The sequence below is a fragment of the Roseateles sp. GW823-FHT07B05 genome (genome assembly GCF_058794515.1).
Window position 1 is genome coordinate 174,526 of the sequence record NZ_JBXAGX010000009.1, and the last position, 15,266, is coordinate 189,791.

The window sequence follows — 15,266 nt, forward strand, 5'->3', positions numbered from 1 at the left end:
CGCCCCCGCGGGCCGGCTTGGGGCGGCCCGGCGCTCGTCCCGAAATACTTCGTCGCGCCTCGCGGATCGCTGACCTTCATGCAAACCAAAACCCTCACACCCACCGCAGGCCAGGGCGTGCTGCTGCCCATGCTCTTCATCGGGCTGATGTTCTTCATCCTGGGTTTCGCCACCTGGCTGAACGGCTCGCTGATCCCGTTCCTGAAGATCGTCTGCGCGCTCAACAACTTCCAGGCGCTGTGGGTGGCCTTCGCCTTCTACATCGCCTACACGGTCATGGCGCTGCCGTCGGCAGCCATCCTGGCGCGCATCGGCTACAAGAACGGCATGACGGCCGGGCTGGGCGTCATGGCGCTGGGCGCGCTGTGCTTCATCCCGGCCGCCAAGTCGGGCCTGTACCCGGTGTTCCTGCTCGCGCTGTTCACGCTGGCTAGCGGCATGACGCTGATGCAGACGGCCATCAACCCCTACATCGTCTGCATCGGCCCGCGCGAGAGCGCGGCCATGCGCATCTCCATCATGGGGCTGTTCAACAAGGGCGCTGGCATCGTCGTGCCACTGGTGTTCACGGCACTGATGCTGTCGGGCATGGAGCGCTTTTCCGAGCCCGCGATGGCTGCGCTGGACGCAGCCGGCCGCGAGGCCTTGCGCGCCGAGCTGGCGCAGCGACTGGTGTTCCCCTACGCGGCGATGGCCGCCGGCCTGTTGGCCTTCATGGCGCTGATCCACTTCTCGTCGCTGCGTGAGCCCGAGCTGGAGTCGGCCGACGCGTCGGCTTCAGCGTCCGGCGAGGTCACGCGCTGGGGTGTGTTCCGGCATCCGCAGGTCGTGCTGGGCGCGCTGGCGCTGTTCGGCTACGTGGGCGTGGAAGTCATCGCCGGCGACACCATCGCGCTGTACGGCCAGCAACTGGGCGTGGCGCACTACGGCGTGCTGACGTCTTACACCATGGGCTTCATGGTGCTGGGCTACCTGCTGGGCGTGGCGCTGATCCCGCGCTTCATGTCGCAGCGCGCGGCGCTGCTGTTCTCGGCCGTCACCGGCATCGCCTTCGTGCTGGGCATCGCGCTGTCCTCGCCGACGGCCACCGGTCTGTCGCAGACGCTGCTCGGCTGGGCCGGCGTGCCGGCCGTGCCCGACACCGTGTTCTTCCTCGCACTGCTGGGCCTGTCCAACGCGCTGGTCTGGCCGTCCATCTGGCCGCTGGCGCTGGAGGGGCTGGGCAAGTACACGGCCGCGGGCTCCGCGCTGCTCATCATGGGCATCGCGGGCGGCGCGCTGATCCCCATGCTGTACGGGCACTTCGCCGACGCCTGGACGCCGCAGCGCGGCTACTGGGTCATGTTGCCGTGGTACGGGTTGATCCTGTCCTACGCGCTGTTCGGCAGCCGGTTGAGGCGCTGGTAGGTACTTGTTGGCGCCACGCGCGCTGGGCTCGCCGGACGGGCCCCAGCTTTCGCCGCGCGGGGCGCGCCCAGGCATCTGAACCCGTGGCGTAGCCGCCTCACACGCCCGTCAGCTGCCTGAGGTGCGAGCTGAATGCCGTTGCCATCTGCCCCAGCCGCGCCCTGGCCTGAGGCCCCGTCACAGCCTGCGGCGCCGTCCGCAGCCCCACGGGAAACCGACCCATCCCTGCCAACAGCGCGTACCAGGACGGCCGCAGGTACATCAGCCCCGCGCCGTGGCGCTCCAGTTCGGCCTCGAAGTCGCCGCCACCATCCCACACGGCCAGCAGGCTGGCCAGGCGGTCGGAGAGATGGCGGTTCGCGCGGTTGGCGCGCCAGTAGTCGGTGTCGTGCCGCGTGTTGAGCTGGTAGTGCGCCACGACGTAGTCGCGCACGCCCTCGAACATCGCGTTCACGCGCTCGTTGAACGCCGTCTGCCGCGCGCGGCCGAAGCCGTCGTCTTCGAGCGCGGCGATGAACTGCTCCACGCTGAGCTGGATCAGCATCAGCGCCGTGGCCTCCAGCGGCTCGATGAAGCCCTGCGCCAGGCCGATGGCGACGCAGTTCTGGCGCCAGTGCTGTTTCACGCGGCCCACGCGCATGCGCAGGCGGCGCGCGGGCATGCCCTCGGCTGCCGAGCCCAGGTGCTCGCGCAGTTCGCGCTCGGCCTCGTCGTCGCTGACGAAGTCGCTGCTGTAGACGTAGCCGTTGCCGTAGCGCGCGGTCAGCGGGATCTGCCACGCCCAGCCGTGGCGCAGTGCAGTGGAGACGGTCTCGGACGGGATGTCCTCGCCTTCGGCCAGCGCCGTCGGGATGGCGATGGCGCGGTCGTTGAACAGGTTGTCGCGGTAGGGAAGGAACGGCTCGCCGAGCGTCTCGGTGATGAGCAGGCCCTTGAAGCCGCTGCCGTCGACGAACAGGTCGGCCTCGACGCGGGCGCCGCTGGCCAGGTGCACGGCGGCGATGTCGCCGTTGTCGTGCTGCGACACGCGGGCCACGGTGTCGACGACGTGGCGCACGCCCAGGCCCACGGCGTGCGTGCGCAGGAAGGTGCCGAGCTTGCCGGCGTCGAAGTGGTAGGCGTAGTCGGTGCCTGCGCCGGCGTCGGCCTGCGGGATGGGTGCGCGGCGCTGGCGGGCCAGTTCGGCGGCGAGGAAGAAGTCCTGTGGGTTTGCATCCGCCGCGTGGCCGCGCCGGCGCAGGCAGGCGTTCGTGAAGAACAGGTTGCCCAGCTCGCGATCCGCCTCGCCGAAGAACGGGTGCACGTAGCTCTCGTAGCCCGGCACGGTGCTCCAGCCGGGGAAGCGGATGCCGCATTTGTACGTGGCGTCGCAGGCCGGCATCCAGTCGCGCTCGGCGATGCCCAGTGTGCGGAAGAAGTGCCGCAGGAAGGGCGTGGAGCCCTCGCCGACACCGATGGTGCCGATGTCGGCCGACTCGATCAGCGTGACCGCCACGCCGCGCCGGGCCCAGCGGTGGCGCAGCAGGTTGGCCGCCATCCAGCCGGCGGTGCCGCCGCCGACGATGGCGATGTGTTTCGGGGGATTCATCGGTCAGCCGGCAGGCAAGGCCAGGCGCACTTCAAAGCCGCCCTCGGGGTGGTTGCGAAAGCACACCGCGCCGCCGTGGTCGGCAACGATCTCGCGCACGATGGACAGCCCGAGCCCCAGGCCTTCCTTGCGCATCGCAGCGCCGTGGTCCAGCCGCGTGTAGGGCTGGCCCAGCTTGGCCAGCGCGGCGTCGGGCACGCCGGGGCCGTGGTCGCGCACGGTGACGAGCACGGCGCCGTCGTCGTCGCGGCCCATGCTCACTTCCACCGGCTGCTCGCCCTCGCCGTAGAACATGGCGTTGTCCAGCAGATTGCCGATGGCGCGCTTGAGCGCCAGCGGCTTGCCGAACACGGTCAGCGGTTCGCTGTGCAGCGCCACCTGGTGGCCGCCCATGCTGGCGTCGCGCACCATCTTCTGCAGCACGAGGTCCAGGCGCAGCGGCGCGCGGTTCTCGTGGATGTCGGTGTCCTTCACGATCTGCAGCGCGGTCTTCACCATCATGTCCAGCTCATCGAGGTCCTCGTGGAACTCGTCCTGCACGGCGGTGTCGTCCAGCAGTTCGCTGCGCAGCCGCAGCCGCGTGATGGGCGTGCGCAGGTCGTGCGAGATGGACGCGAAGAGGCGCTCGCGGTCGCCGATGTAGCGGCGGATGCGCTCCTGCATGTCGTTGAAGGCCTCGATGGCCTGACGCACCTCCTGCGTGCCGCTCACGCGCAGCGGCTTGGGCGCCACGCGCCGGCCCACGCGCGCGGCCGCCTGGCTCAGGCCCGCCAGCGGCCGCGTGATGGCGCGCACGGCGATCAGCGTCAGGCCCACGGCCAGGCCCAGTGCCAGCAGTTGCGGTGTCAGGCGCTGCCAGGTGAAGAACTCCAGCTGCTCCAGGAAGTAGGGGTCGGGCAGCGTGCTGCTGAGGTACAGCCACTGGCCCGGCTCGGTCTCGGCCTGGATGACGAGGAAGGGCGCGGGCCGCTCGGCGGCAATCAGCGACGGCTCCACCCAGCTCTCCGGCAGGTCGCTGAGCAGCGCGCCGCCGGGCGACACGGCCAGCCCAACGGGCGACGCCAGCACGACGCGCAGTGGTGTTCCCTTGGGCAGCTGCGCGTTCAACTCGTGCGTGACCTGCTGCTCCAGCATGCGCGCCATCGCCTGGTCGGGCAGGGGGGCGACGGCCACCTCGGCGTTGTTGAAGAAGACGAGAAAGCGCGTACCGCCCATGGTGCGCAGCTGCTCGATGAGCAGCGGCCGGTACGCGGCCGGCAGCTCGCGCAGCGCGCGCACCGCGCCCATGGCGCCGCTGGCCACGTGGTGCGCGGCCAGCTCGGTCTGCCGCCGCACGCGCTGCTCGACCTGGCTGTACCAGACCAGGTTGACCGCCAGCTGCACCAGCGCCAGCCCGCCCAGCATCGCCAGCACGAAGCGGCCCTGCAGACTGTCGAACAGGAAGCTGCTGGCGCGGCCCCGCCAGTTGCGGGCGGGCAGGGCCGGTTCGGCCTCAGGGAGCATGCCGCGCGGTCACCGTCGTGGAGAACACATAGCCCGAGCCGCGCACCGTCTTGATCAGCGCTGGCTGCTTGCCGTCGTCGCGCAGCCGCTGGCGCAGCCGGCTGACCTGCACGTCCAGCGACCGGTCCAGCGGCCCCAGGTCGCGCCCGCGCGTCACCTCGGCCAGGCGGCTGCGGTCCAGCACCTCGCCGGGGTGTTCCACCAGCAGCTTCAGCAGCTGGAAGTCCATGCCCGACAGCGCCGTGGCCGCGCCGTCCGGGTCGATGAGGCTGCGCTCCAGCAGGTCCAGCGTGAAGCCGTTGAACGCGTAGTAGCGCGGCTCCCTCGGCTTGTCCTGCCCGGTGCGGCGCGTGATGGCCTTGATGCGCGCCAGCAGCTCGCGCGGGTTGAAGGGCTTGCCGAGATAGTCGTCGGCGCCCAGCTCCAGGCCGACGATGCGGTCGGTTTCGTCGGCGCTGGCGGTCAGCATGATGACGGGCACCTCGGAGCGGCGGCGCACCGACTGGCACAGCGTGAAGCCCTCGGTGTCGGGCAGCATCACGTCCAGGATGCACAGGCTGATCTCGTCGCGGTGGCGCTCGAACTCGGCCATGAAGCTGGCGCCGTCGTGCGCCAGCAGCACCTCGTACTGGTTCTTCTCGAGGTAGGTCTTCAGCAGCGAGCGGATTTTCTGGTCGTCGTCGACGATGAGGATCTTGCGGGGTGTCATGACGAGGTCTTCTTCGGCGCCAGCGCGCGCAGCAGGCCCTGCAGCTTGCGCTGCGCGGCGGCGGGTGTCTGGGTCGGGTCCAGCGCAAAGCGGTGGACGGTTTCGATGATGGCGTTCTTGCCCACCTCGCTGAACGCCATGCGGTGCACGAGGCTGGGCACGCGCGGCGTGGCGGGGTTGGCGAAGAGGTGGAACGACTGCTGCGCGCAGGGGTCCAGCTCGTCCACCGGCACGTCGCGGCGCACGGGGATGGAGCCCTTGATGCGGTTGTAGCCCAGCTGGGTGGTCGCGCTGCCCAGCAGCTCGGCCATCTTTTCCTGGTCGGCTTGGGCTGAGCCGTTGCCGGCCAGCATGGCCAGCGTGTCGATGCTGTACAGGTGCGCCTGGGCGGTGCCGGGCACGGCGCGGCAGCTGAAGTCGCGATCGCCCTCCAGCCCCATCGCGCCCAGCTCGCCGCGGGCCCAGTCGCCCATGATGAGCATGGCGGCGCGCTCGCCGGCGAAGTCGGCAACGACGTCGGTCCAGGGGCGTTCGCCCGGCGGCGCGGTGGCCCCGGCGGGCTGGGCGAGGTTGCGCCAGTTGCGCAGGCGCTGCAGCGCCCGTGCCAGCGCGGGGTCGTCGAAGGCGGCCAGGTCGCGCTGCTCCAGCATGCGGCGGTACAGGGCAGGGCCGGCCTCGCTGAGCAGCATGGCCTCGAAGACGGTGGCCACCTGCCAGGGCTCGTCGCTGAAGGCCACCGGCGTGACGCCTGCGGCGCGCAGCCGGGCCGCGGCGCGCTCCAGGCCGTCCCAGTCGGTGGGCAGTTCGATGCCGTGTTTCTTGAACAGCGCCTTGTTCAGGTAGAGGTTGTTGATGCGCTGGATGCCCAGCGGCGCGGCGACGACGTGGCCGCGCACCGTCACCTGCGCCATCACCTGCGGAAACATCACCTTGGCCCAGTTGCGCCTGGCGGCCACGCCGTCCAGCTCCAGCAGCAGGCCCATGTCGGCCCACTCGTTCATGGACGCGCCGTTGAGCTGCGCCACCTTGGGCGCCATGCGGCGCAGGATGCGCTCGTTCAGCACCTTGATGGCCGGCCCGCCGCCGCCGCCCGCGACGGCGCCGTCCACCCACTTCAGGCCGTTCTCGGCCATGCGCGCGGCCACGTGGTTGGCCGCGGCGCGCTCGCTGGTGGACGTCCACCAGTGCAGCACGTTCAGCTCGCCCGCGCCCTCGGCCGGCGGCTGCGCAGCCGCGAGCGTGCCGGCCGCCATGGCCGCGCATCCCCAGGGCAACACCGCCAACGCCAGCATGCGGCGCATCTTGCGGGCGGCCCGGCACGGCCCGTCTTGCGTTTTGTACGACTTGCGTAAGGTTGTGTGACTCAAGGGGTGCCGCCTACTGCCGGGAGGGGCGCGATTGTCGGGAGGGGGCGGCTGTCTGGCGATTGGGGCTTGTGCGGCCACAAATCGGGGCGCGGCCGGCCCGTTTCCGTGCGGCGAGCGATCCCCGCGGTACGCCGGCGGTGCGGTGCGCACCTTGACAGGGCTGTCATTGCCCGAAAGCGTGCGCCCGGGGTGGTTCTGCTGGGTGTGACGAAGTGCACGGAGCTGGCACGAGGCTTGCGCTCAGTGCTCTTCGGCTACCTCGATCCCTCACACATCCAACTTGGAGGCTTACCCGATGCTTCGCCGTTCCGCACTTGCCCTGGCCGCTGCTGCCAGCCTGTTTGGCACCCATGCCGCCTTTGCCGCCGACACCATCAAGGTGGGCGTGCTTCATTCCCTGTCCGGCACCATGGCCATCTCCGAGACCGTGCTCAAGGACACGGTGCTGATGGCCATCGACGAGATCAACGCCAAGGGCGGCCTGCTCGGCAAGAAGCTGGAGCCGGTCGTCGTCGACCCGGCCTCCAACTGGCCGCTGTTCGCCGAGAAGGCCAAGCAGCTCATCTCGCAGGACAAGGTCGCCGTCGTGTTCGGCTGCTGGACGTCGGTCAGCCGCAAGTCGGTGCTGCCGGTCTTCGAGCAGACCAACTCGCTGCTGTTCTACCCCGTCCAGTACGAGGGTGAAGAACTCAGCAAGAACGTGTTCTACACGGGCGCCGCACCCAACCAGCAGGCCATTCCCGCCGTGGAGTACCTGATGAGCAAGGACGGCGGCGGCGCCAAGCGCTTCGTGCTGCTGGGCACCGACTACGTCTACCCGCGCACGACGAACAAGATCCTGCGCGCGTTCCTGAAGAGCAAGGGCATCCCCGACGCCGACATCATGGAGGACTACACCCCCTTCGGCCACGCGGACTACCAATCCATCATCGCCAAGATCAAGAAGTTCGCCGCCGAAGGCAAGAAGACCGCCGTCGTGTCGACCATCAACGGTGACTCCAACGTGCCCTTCTACAAGGAACTGGGCAACCAGGGCCTGAAGGCGACGGACGTGCCGGTGGTGGCCTTCTCCGTGGGTGAGGAAGAACTGCGCGGCGTGGACACCAAGCCGCTGCAGGGCCACCTGGCCGCGTGGAACTACTTCATGTCCATCAAGGCGCCTGCCAACGATGACTTCATCAAGAAGTGGAGTGCCTACGCCAAGGCCAAGGGCATCGCCGGCCACAAGGACAAGCCGCTGACCAACGACCCGATGGAAGCCACCTACATCGGCATCAACATGTGGGCGCAGGCCGTCAAGAAGGCCGGCAGCACGGACACCGACAAGGTCATCGCCGCCATGGCCGGCCAGACCTACACGGCACCGTCGGGCATCACGTCCAAGATGGACGAGAAGAACCACCACCTGCACAAGTCGGTCTTCATCGGCGAAGTGAAGGCGGACGGCCAGTTCAACGTGGTCTGGAAGACGCCGGGCCCGGTCAAGGCCCAGCCGTGGTCGCCGTACATCCCGGAAAACAAGGGCAAGAAGGACGAGCCCACCAAATAAGGCTCACCCCCTACCGCAGCAAAGCTGCGGCCCCCTTCAAGGGGGCGCCGCTGGTGGACTGGCAAAGCGCTTTGCGCTTCAGTGAAGGCTCATATCGCGTAGCGATGTGATGCTGCAACTAAAGCCAGATCCACGGCGGCCGCTGGAGGAACGCGCGTGCTTCGCACTGCGCTTGTTTGCGTTCGCTTGGATCTTCATGATCAAACGACTTCTTCTTGGATGCCTGCTGGCGTTGAGTGGCTGGTCGGCTTGGGCGCTTTCGCCCGAACTGGCCAACCGCATCGCCGCGGGTGAGAGCGACGACCGCGTGGCGGCGTTGCAGCAGGCGCTGGCCGCGGGTGATGCGTCGCTCGGCCCCTTCCTGCGGGCGTTGCAGGACGGCCGTGTGCGCGTCAAGGCCGGCCAGGCCATCGTCATTGACGCGGGGGCCGCAGCGCCGGCCGATGCCGAAGAGCCCATGCTCAACAACCGCATGCGCCGCGAGATCGACTCCGCGCTCGCGGGGCTGGACCTGCTGTCCGCCGACCGCGACACGCGGGCCAAGGCGCTGGCGACGCTGCGCGAGGATGCCGACGCGTCCAAGCTGCCGTTGCTGGAGAAGGCGTTCGCCGCCGAGACCGACGCCGGGTTGCGCACCCAACTGAATTCACTGGTGGCCGGCGCCAAGCTGTCGTCCACCGACGCGGCTCAGCGCAAGGCCGCGGCGCTCGACCTGGCCGGCAGTGCCGACCCCGCCACGCGGGCACTGCTGCTGGAAAAGCTGGCCGCTGAGAGCGACGCCGGCGCCAAGTCCGCTATGCAGAAGGCCGTGGCCGACATTGGTGACCGCCTCGCCTGGGGCGAGCGCGCGCAGCTGCTGTTCTCCGGCCTGAGCCTTGGCTCGGTGCTCTTGCTTGTCGCGTTAGGTCTGGCCATCACCTACGGCCTGATGGGCGTCATCAACATGGCCCATGGCGAGCTGCTGATGGTGGGTGCCTACGCGACCTACAGCGTGCAGCAGGCCTTCCGTGCCTGGGCGCCCGGTGCCTTCGACTACTACCTGTGGCTGGCGCTGCCGGCCAGCTTCCTGGCCGCCGCGCTGGTGGGCGCCGCGATGGAGCGCACCGTCATCCGCTGGCTGTACGGCCGGCCGCTGGAAACGCTGCTGGCCACCTGGGGCATCTCGCTGGTGCTGATGCAGGCGGTGCGCACGCTGTTCGGCGCGCAGAACGTGGCGGTGGAGAACCCCGCGTGGCTGTCCGGCGGCTGGGCACTGCTGCCCAACCTGACGCTGCCCTACAACCGCCTGGCCATCCTCGCGTTTGCGGCCCTCGTGCTCGTCGGCATGGCGCTGCTGCTGTCCCGCACGCGCTTGGGTCTGATGGTGCGCGGCGTCACGCAGAACCGCCGCATGGCTGCCTGCGTGGGCGTCAACACCGCTCAGGTGGACACCATGGCCTTTGCGCTCGGTTCCGGCATCGCCGGCCTGGCCGGCTGCGCACTGAGCCAGATCGGCAACGTGGGCCCCGACCTGGGCCAGAGCTACATCGTCGACGCCTTCATGGTGGTCGTGCTCGGCGGTGTGGGCCAACTGGCTGGCACTGTCTACGCGGGCCTGGGCCTGGGCGTGCTGTCCAAGCTGCTGGAAGGCTGGCAGGGCGCAGTGCTCGCCAAGATCGCGCTGCTGCTGCTGCTCGTGCTCGTCATCCAGAAAAAGCCGCAAGGCCTGTTCGCACTGAAGGGCAGGTCGGTCGAATGAAGAAGCCTCTCCTCATCGTCGTGGCCGTGCTGGTGCTGCTCGTGCCCTTCCTGCACCTCGCCTTCCCGGCCGGCCACCCGCTGCACCTCAGCGAGTTCTATGTCGGCCTGCTCGGCAAGTTTCTTTGCTTTGCCATTTGTGCCCTGGCCTTGGACCTCATCTGGGGTTTCGGCGGCATCCTGTCGCTGGGCCATGGGCTCTTCTTTGCCCTCGGGGGCTATGGCATGGGCATGTACCTGATGCGCCAGATCGGCCGCGAAGGGCAGTACCAGTCGGACCTGCCGGACTTCATGGTGTTCCTGAACTGGAAGGAGCTGCCCTGGCACTGGGCGCTCAGCGACTCGCTGGTGGGTCAGATCTTCCTGGCGCTCGCGGTGCCCGGTCTGCTGGCTGCAGTATTCGGCTACTTCGCCTTCCGCTCGCGCATCCAGGGCGTGTACTTCTCCATCATCACGCAGGCGCTGACGGTGGCCGCCATGCTGCTGTTCTTCCGCAATGAGACCGGCTTCGGCGGCAACAACGGCTTCACCGACTTCAAGCGCATTGCCGGCCTGCCGCTGAACACGGCGGGCATGAAGGTGGGCCTGTGCGTCGCCAGCGGCGTCGCGCTGATCGCGTGCTACCTGATCGCCCGCGCGCTGACGCAAAGCCGCTGGGGCCGCATCCTGCAGGCCATCCGCGACGCCGAGGGCCGAGTGCGCTTCCTGGGCTACGACCCGGTCGCGTTCAAGCTCAGCGCCTACGTCATCTCCGCCGTCATGTGCGCGCTGGCCGGCGCGCTGTACGTGCCGCAGGTCGGCATCATCAACCCGGGCGAGATGAGCCCGGCGGCCAGCATCGAGATGGCCATCTGGGCGGCGGTCGGCGGCCGCGGCACGCTGATCGGGCCGGTGCTCGGCGCCTTCTTCGTCAACGGCACCAAGTCGGTCTTCACGGCCGTGTGGCCCGAGGGCTGGCTCTACATCCTCGGCGGCCTCTTCATCGCCGTCACGCTGTTCCTGCCGCAAGGCCTGATGGGGCTGGCGAAGAGGTTCAAGAAATGACACCAGAGTTGCTTGAGGCCGGGTCCGAGGCGCGCTCGCGCGCACTGACCCGCATCGCCACGGCCGGCGAACCCATCTTCAACCAGGGTGTGGCCCTCTACGTCGAAGACCTCAAGGTCGCCTTCGACGGCTTCCAGGCGCTGGGCGGCCTGAGCTTCACCATCGGCGTGGGCGAACTGCGCTGCGTCATCGGCCCCAACGGCGCCGGCAAGACGACGACGATGGACTGCATCACCGGCAAGACCAAGCCCGACAGCGGCCGCGTCTACTTCGGCAGCAACCTCGACCTGCGCCAGATGAACGAGCAGCAGATCGCCCGCGCGGGCATCGGCCGCAAGTTCCAGAAGCCGACGGTCTTTGAGGCGCTGACCGTCACCGAGAACCTGGAGCTGGCGCTGGCTGGCGACCGCCGCGCCCGCTTTGCAATGCGCGCCAAGCTCAGCGGCACGCAGCGCGACCGCCTCGGCGAGTTGCTGAAGACGGTTCACCTCGCCGACGAGCAGCACCGCGTCGCCGGTCTGCTGAGTCACGGCCAGAAGCAGTGGCTGGAGATCGGCATGCTGCTGGCGCAGGACCCCAAGCTGCTGCTGCTGGACGAGCCCGTGGCCGGCATGACCGACGAGGAGACCGAGCGCACCGCCGAGCTGTTCCTGAGCCTGGAAGGCAAGCACTCGCTGGTCGTCGTCGAGCACGACATGAGCTTCGTTGCGACGCTGGCCGGCGCGCACCGCACGGTGACGGTGCTGCACGAAGGCAAGACCTTGGCCGAGGGCACGATGGCCACCGTTCAATCGGACGAAAAAGTGATCGAGGTGTACCTTGGCAGATAACGCAGCCCCCACGCATCCTGCGGATGCTGCCCCCCGAGGGGGCGCTCACCCGCCTTGGGGCGGCCCGGCGGCGGGTGACCTCCTCAAGGTCCAGGACCTGCACAAGCACTACGGCGGCTCGCACATCCTGCGCGGCCTGAGCTTCGACCTGAAGCCGGGCGAGATCACTGTCGTGATGGGCCGCAACGGTGTCGGCAAGACGACGCTGCTGAAGAGCCTGATGGGTGTCGTGCCCGTCACGTCCGGGAGCCTCACGCTGGCCGGCGAGAACATCGACAAGCTGAAGACCCACCAGCGCGTGCGCGCCGGCCTCGGCTATGTGCCGCAGGGCCGCGAGATCTTTGGCCGGTTGACCGTTATCGAGAACCTGCAGATGGGCCTGGCCAGCCAGCCCGCCGGCACGCCGTTGCGCGACGAGCTGTTCCAGCTCTTCCCCGTGCTCGCCAAGATGCGCACGCGCCGCGGTGGCGACCTGTCGGGTGGCCAGCAGCAACAGCTGGCGATTGCCCGCGCACTGGCGCCCAACCCCAAGGTGCTGCTGCTGGACGAGCCGACCGAAGGCATTCAGCCCAACGTCATCCAGGACATCGGCCGCGTCATCAAGCACCTGGCCCACGACAAGGGCCTGTGCGTGGTGCTCGTGGAGCAGTACTACGACTTCTGCGAGGAACTGGCCGACCAGTACCTGCTGATGCAGCGCGGCGAGATCGTCATGCGCGGGCGCGGGGCTGACATGAAGGCGGATGGGGTGAGGGAGCGGCTGGCGATCTGATCAGGTCAGTCGGGGCCATGCCCGGCTGTCATCGCCGATCAGATTCCCACGCGCGAGCGCCCGGTGCTTATTCACTTGTGCCCGCGGAACAGGGCGTCAGTACAGTGCTGCCAGTCAACGCCGGTCAGGGAGAAAGAGCGTGGGGCAATTGCTGTTCGTGGGGTTTTTCCTTGTCTTGTTTGTCGTGGCACCGGTCAAGGCGGCGGCCATCTTCGCCGGGGCCTTCTTGCTAGCCGCCTTGGTGGTGCAGGCGACTGCGAGCAGCGTCTCTCGCACAAGCGTGTCGTTGACGGATTCCTTCAAAGCGCTCGTCTACGCGGTCTTCTTCACACTCGTGGGCGTCTTCACCATCTTCAGCTTCATGGTGGGAGCACCCAAGCAGCTGTTCATGAATCCGGCCGCAGTCTCCGCGGTTGCTGGGCCATTGCTTGCTCTGCAATATGGCTCATATGCGTTGGGATTCAAGATCGCGCTTGGGCTGACCTTCATTCAAGCCGCGATCGTGGCCGTGGCGTCAACGGTCATCACGTCTGGCGCCATGTGGTTCATCGTCAAGCTGGCAGGCAACCCGGGCTGACCTGTACATCGGGTTGCACGATGGCTGCGAGGGGGCGACCTTTATGGCGCTCCGGCCTCCAGCCACAACACCGCAAACCACCCGTTCTCATCCGTCCATACCTTGCCCGGCTTGAAGCCGGCGCGCTGCGCCAGGGCCTGGAAGCCGCTGACGGTGTATTTGTGCGAATGCTCCGTGTGCAGCGTCTCGCCTTCGTTGAAGCCGTAGACCTCGCTCCCGAGCTTGAACTCCAGCGGCCGTGTCGCCCGCAGGTGCATCTCGATGCGCTGGTAGGCCGGGTTGTAGAAGGCCAGGTGCTCAAAGGCATCGGCCGGGAACTCGGCGCCCAGCTGGCACTGTGCGCGCCGCAGCACGTTCAGGTTGAACGCTGCCGTCACCCCAGCCGCGTCGTTGTAGGCCGCGTGCAGCACGCCGTGGTCCTTGACGAGGTCGATGCCGATCAGCAGCCCGCCGCCGGCCAGTTCTGCCGCAGCCAGGCGCAGGAAGGCGTCGGCCTCGGCCGGTGTGAAGTTGCCGATGCTGGAGCCGGGAAAGAAGCCCACACGGCGCGTGCCGCCGGGGCAGGGCGGCAGCGTGTGCGGCCGCGTGAAGTCGGCCACCAGCGGCTGGATGGCGAGGCCGGGGTAGTCGCCGGCCAGCCCGTCGCAGGCCGCCAGCAGGTGCGGGCCGGAGATGTCCACCGGCACGAACTGCACCGCGTCGCGCGGCATCACGTCCAGCAGCAGGCGCACCTTGCGCAGTGCGCCGGCGCCGTATTCCACCAGTTGCACCTGCGGGCCGAACTGCGCCGCCATGTCGGCCGCATGGGCCTGCAGCAGCGCGAGCTCGGTGCGGGTGGGGTAGTACTCGGGCAGGTCGCAGATCTGCTCGAACAACCGGGAGCCGGTCTCGTCGTAGAAGTACTTGGGCGAGATGGCCTTGGGCGTGCGGCTCAGCGCCGCATGCAGGTCGGCGGCGAACTGTTCGTTTTCCGCCGAAGCGCGCGGCTGGTGCCAATCGAGTCCGGGTTTCATCGTGCGAGCCTCACTCCACTGAACTGCCAGCGCGCCGCCGGCGGAAAGAAATTGCGGTAGCTGGGCCGTGCGTGGCCTGGCGGTGTGGCCAGGCTGCCACCGCGCAGCACCTGCTGCCCCACCATGAACTTGCCGTTGTATTCGCCCACCGCGCCGGCGGCCGGCTTGAAACCGGGGTAGGGCGCGTAGCTGGAGCGCGTCCATTGCCAGGCGTGGTCCGCGGCCTGTGCGAAGCCTGGCAAGCGGCATGCGGCCTCCCACTCGAACTCGGTGGGCAGCCGCGCGCCGGCCCATTCGGCAAACGCGCAGGCCTCGTAGAAGCTGAGCTGCGACACGGGCGCGCCCGGGTCCAGTGGCTGCACGCCGTGCAGGCCGAACACGCGGCCATCCTCCAGCCAGTAGGCCGGCCGCTGCCAGCCCTGGGCCTGCACGGTGGCCCAGCCGTCGGACAGCCACAGCAGCGGCTCGCGGTAGCCGCCGGCATCGATGAAGTCGGCGTACTCGCCGCAGGTGACGAGGCGGTTGCTGATCTCGAACGGTGTCACCAGCGCGGCATGGCGCGGGCCCTCGTTGTCGAATGCGAAGCCGTCGCCGGCAGGGCCGCCAAAGCCGATCTGGACGATGCCGCCCGGGTGCTGCAGCCAGGCCTGCGGGGGTGGCGCCGCCGGGGCGGGCGGTGCCTCGTCATAGGCGGGCAGCAGCGGGTTGCACGAGAACGCGTGCAGGATGTCGGTCAGCAGCAGCTCCTGGTGCTGCTGTTCGTGGTGGCAGCCCAGCTCGATGAGCGACTGCGCTTGAGGCGACGCGGCGGGCAGCAGGTCGGCCAGCGCGGCGTCCACATGGCGGCGGTAGGCCTTGACCTCGTCCAGCGACGGCCGGCTCAGCAGGCCGCGCTGCGGGCGCGCGTGGCGCGGGCCGAGGCTTTCGTAGTAGCTGTTGAACAGCCGCGGCCACCGCTCGTCGAAGACGCGGTAGCCCCGCAGATGGGGCATCAGCACCAACGTCTCGAAGAACCAGGTGGTGTGCGCCAGATGCCACTTGGCCGGGCTCGCGTCGGGCATGGATTGCAGCTGGGCATCCTCGTCCGAGAGTGGCGCGGCCAGGGCCAGCGAGTGGGCGCGTGTGGTGCGGAGCAACTCCGGCAGCAGGGCGTTCGACATGGGTTGGCAC

The 15,266-nt window shown here is 68.7% G+C and carries 13 protein-coding genes; 7 read left to right on the forward strand and 6 right to left on the reverse strand.

What is annotated here, in order from left to right:
• Nucleotides 1-78: 78 nt before the first annotated feature.
• Nucleotides 79-1,407 (forward strand): sugar MFS transporter, encoded by a 1,329-nt coding sequence (locus tag AC1Q7O_RS19480; protein ID WP_492657438.1) that lies wholly within the window; start codon nt 79-81, stop codon nt 1,405-1,407.
• A 97-nt stretch (nt 1,408-1,504) separates the two neighbouring features.
• On the opposite strand, the gene AC1Q7O_RS19485 is transcribed toward AC1Q7O_RS19480, so the two are convergent.
• From AC1Q7O_RS19485 to AC1Q7O_RS19500, 4 genes are read right to left on the reverse strand one after another with little or no spacing between them, the layout of a single operon-like run.
• Complete coding sequence (locus tag AC1Q7O_RS19485; RefSeq protein ID WP_492657437.1) at nt 1,505-2,995, reverse strand: tryptophan halogenase family protein; 1,491 nt, start codon at nt 2,993-2,995, stop codon at nt 1,505-1,507.
• A gap of 3 nt (nt 2,996-2,998) precedes the next feature.
• Complete coding sequence (locus AC1Q7O_RS19490; protein ID WP_492657436.1) at nt 2,999-4,498, reverse strand: ATP-binding protein; 1,500 nt, start codon at nt 4,496-4,498, stop codon at nt 2,999-3,001.
• Entirely contained in the window at nt 4,488-5,207 is a 720-nt protein-coding gene (locus AC1Q7O_RS19495; RefSeq protein ID WP_492657435.1) for a response regulator, read from the reverse strand. Before AC1Q7O_RS19495 ends, AC1Q7O_RS19490 begins: the two co-directional genes overlap by 11 nt.
• Complete coding sequence (locus AC1Q7O_RS19500; protein WP_492657434.1) at nt 5,204-6,499, reverse strand: ABC transporter substrate-binding protein; 1,296 nt, start codon at nt 6,497-6,499, stop codon at nt 5,204-5,206. The genes AC1Q7O_RS19495 and AC1Q7O_RS19500 overlap by 4 nt, the downstream gene beginning before the upstream one ends.
• Before the next feature lie 370 nt (nt 6,500-6,869).
• On the opposite strand from AC1Q7O_RS19500, the gene urtA reads away from it, so the two are divergent.
• The 6 genes from urtA (at nt 6,870) to AC1Q7O_RS19530 (ending at nt 13,083) form a co-directional block, all read left to right on the forward strand.
• Nucleotides 6,870-8,123 carry an urea ABC transporter substrate-binding protein gene (urtA, locus tag AC1Q7O_RS19505; RefSeq protein ID WP_492657433.1) on the forward strand — a complete coding sequence of 418 codons (1,254 nt, stop codon included), beginning with the start codon at nt 6,870-6,872 and terminating at the stop codon, nt 8,121-8,123.
• A 196-nt stretch (nt 8,124-8,319) separates the two neighbouring features.
• Nucleotides 8,320-9,861, forward strand: coding sequence for an urea ABC transporter permease subunit UrtB (gene urtB, locus AC1Q7O_RS19510; protein ID WP_492657432.1), 1,542 nt, complete (start codon nt 8,320-8,322; stop codon nt 9,859-9,861).
• The gene (gene urtC / locus AC1Q7O_RS19515) at nt 9,858-10,904 is read left to right on the forward strand and encodes an urea ABC transporter permease subunit UrtC (RefSeq protein WP_492657431.1); all 1,047 of its coding nucleotides are present in this window, start codon (nt 9,858-9,860) and stop codon (nt 10,902-10,904) included. Before urtB ends, urtC begins: the two co-directional genes overlap by 4 nt.
• The gene (gene urtD, locus AC1Q7O_RS19520; RefSeq protein ID WP_492657430.1) at nt 10,901-11,734 is read left to right on the forward strand and encodes an urea ABC transporter ATP-binding protein UrtD; all 834 of its coding nucleotides are present in this window, start codon (nt 10,901-10,903) and stop codon (nt 11,732-11,734) included. The genes urtC and urtD overlap by 4 nt, the downstream gene beginning before the upstream one ends.
• A complete protein-coding gene (gene urtE, locus AC1Q7O_RS19525) occupies nt 11,724-12,506 on the forward strand; it encodes an urea ABC transporter ATP-binding subunit UrtE (RefSeq protein ID WP_394510973.1) in 783 nt (260 codons plus the stop codon). Before urtD ends, urtE begins: the two co-directional genes overlap by 11 nt.
• Nucleotides 12,507-12,645: 139 nt before the next feature.
• Nucleotides 12,646-13,083, forward strand: coding sequence for a hypothetical protein (locus AC1Q7O_RS19530; RefSeq protein ID WP_492657429.1), 438 nt, complete (start codon nt 12,646-12,648; stop codon nt 13,081-13,083).
• 41 nt (nt 13,084-13,124) lie between these two features.
• On the opposite strand, the gene egtD is transcribed toward AC1Q7O_RS19530, so the two are convergent.
• Both egtD and egtB read right to left on the reverse strand, forming a co-directional pair.
• Complete coding sequence (egtD, locus tag AC1Q7O_RS19535; protein ID WP_492657428.1) at nt 13,125-14,096, reverse strand: L-histidine N(alpha)-methyltransferase; 972 nt, start codon at nt 14,094-14,096, stop codon at nt 13,125-13,127.
• Nucleotides 14,093-15,256, reverse strand: a complete 1,164-nt coding sequence (gene egtB, locus AC1Q7O_RS19540; RefSeq protein WP_492657427.1) for an ergothioneine biosynthesis protein EgtB — start codon at nt 15,254-15,256, stop codon at nt 14,093-14,095. The genes egtD and egtB overlap by 4 nt, the downstream gene beginning before the upstream one ends.
• Between the last annotated feature and the right edge of the window lie 10 nt (nt 15,257-15,266).

Excerpts from the sequence above, each read along its gene's own strand:
- AC1Q7O_RS19480 (WP_492657438.1), top strand. The coding sequence starts at position 79 with ATGCAAACCAAAACCCTCACACCCACCGCAGGCCAGGGCGTGCTGCTG.
- AC1Q7O_RS19485 (WP_492657437.1), bottom strand. The coding sequence starts at position 2,995 with ATGAATCCCCCGAAACACATCGCCATCGTCGGCGGCGGCACCGCCGGC.
- AC1Q7O_RS19490 (WP_492657436.1), bottom strand. The coding sequence starts at position 4,498 with ATGCTCCCTGAGGCCGAACCGGCCCTGCCCGCCCGCAACTGGCGGGGC.
- AC1Q7O_RS19495 (WP_492657435.1), bottom strand. The coding sequence starts at position 5,207 with ATGACACCCCGCAAGATCCTCATCGTCGACGACGACCAGAAAATCCGC.
- AC1Q7O_RS19500 (WP_492657434.1), bottom strand. The coding sequence starts at position 6,499 with ATGCTGGCGTTGGCGGTGTTGCCCTGGGGATGCGCGGCCATGGCGGCC.
- urtA (WP_492657433.1), top strand. The coding sequence starts at position 6,870 with ATGCTTCGCCGTTCCGCACTTGCCCTGGCCGCTGCTGCCAGCCTGTTT.
- urtB (WP_492657432.1), top strand. The coding sequence starts at position 8,320 with ATGATCAAACGACTTCTTCTTGGATGCCTGCTGGCGTTGAGTGGCTGG.
- urtC (WP_492657431.1), top strand. The coding sequence starts at position 9,858 with ATGAAGAAGCCTCTCCTCATCGTCGTGGCCGTGCTGGTGCTGCTCGTG.
- urtD (WP_492657430.1), top strand. The coding sequence starts at position 10,901 with ATGACACCAGAGTTGCTTGAGGCCGGGTCCGAGGCGCGCTCGCGCGCA.
- egtD (WP_492657428.1), bottom strand. The coding sequence starts at position 14,096 with ATGAAACCCGGACTCGATTGGCACCAGCCGCGCGCTTCGGCGGAAAAC.
- egtB (WP_492657427.1), bottom strand. The coding sequence starts at position 15,256 with ATGTCGAACGCCCTGCTGCCGGAGTTGCTCCGCACCACACGCGCCCAC.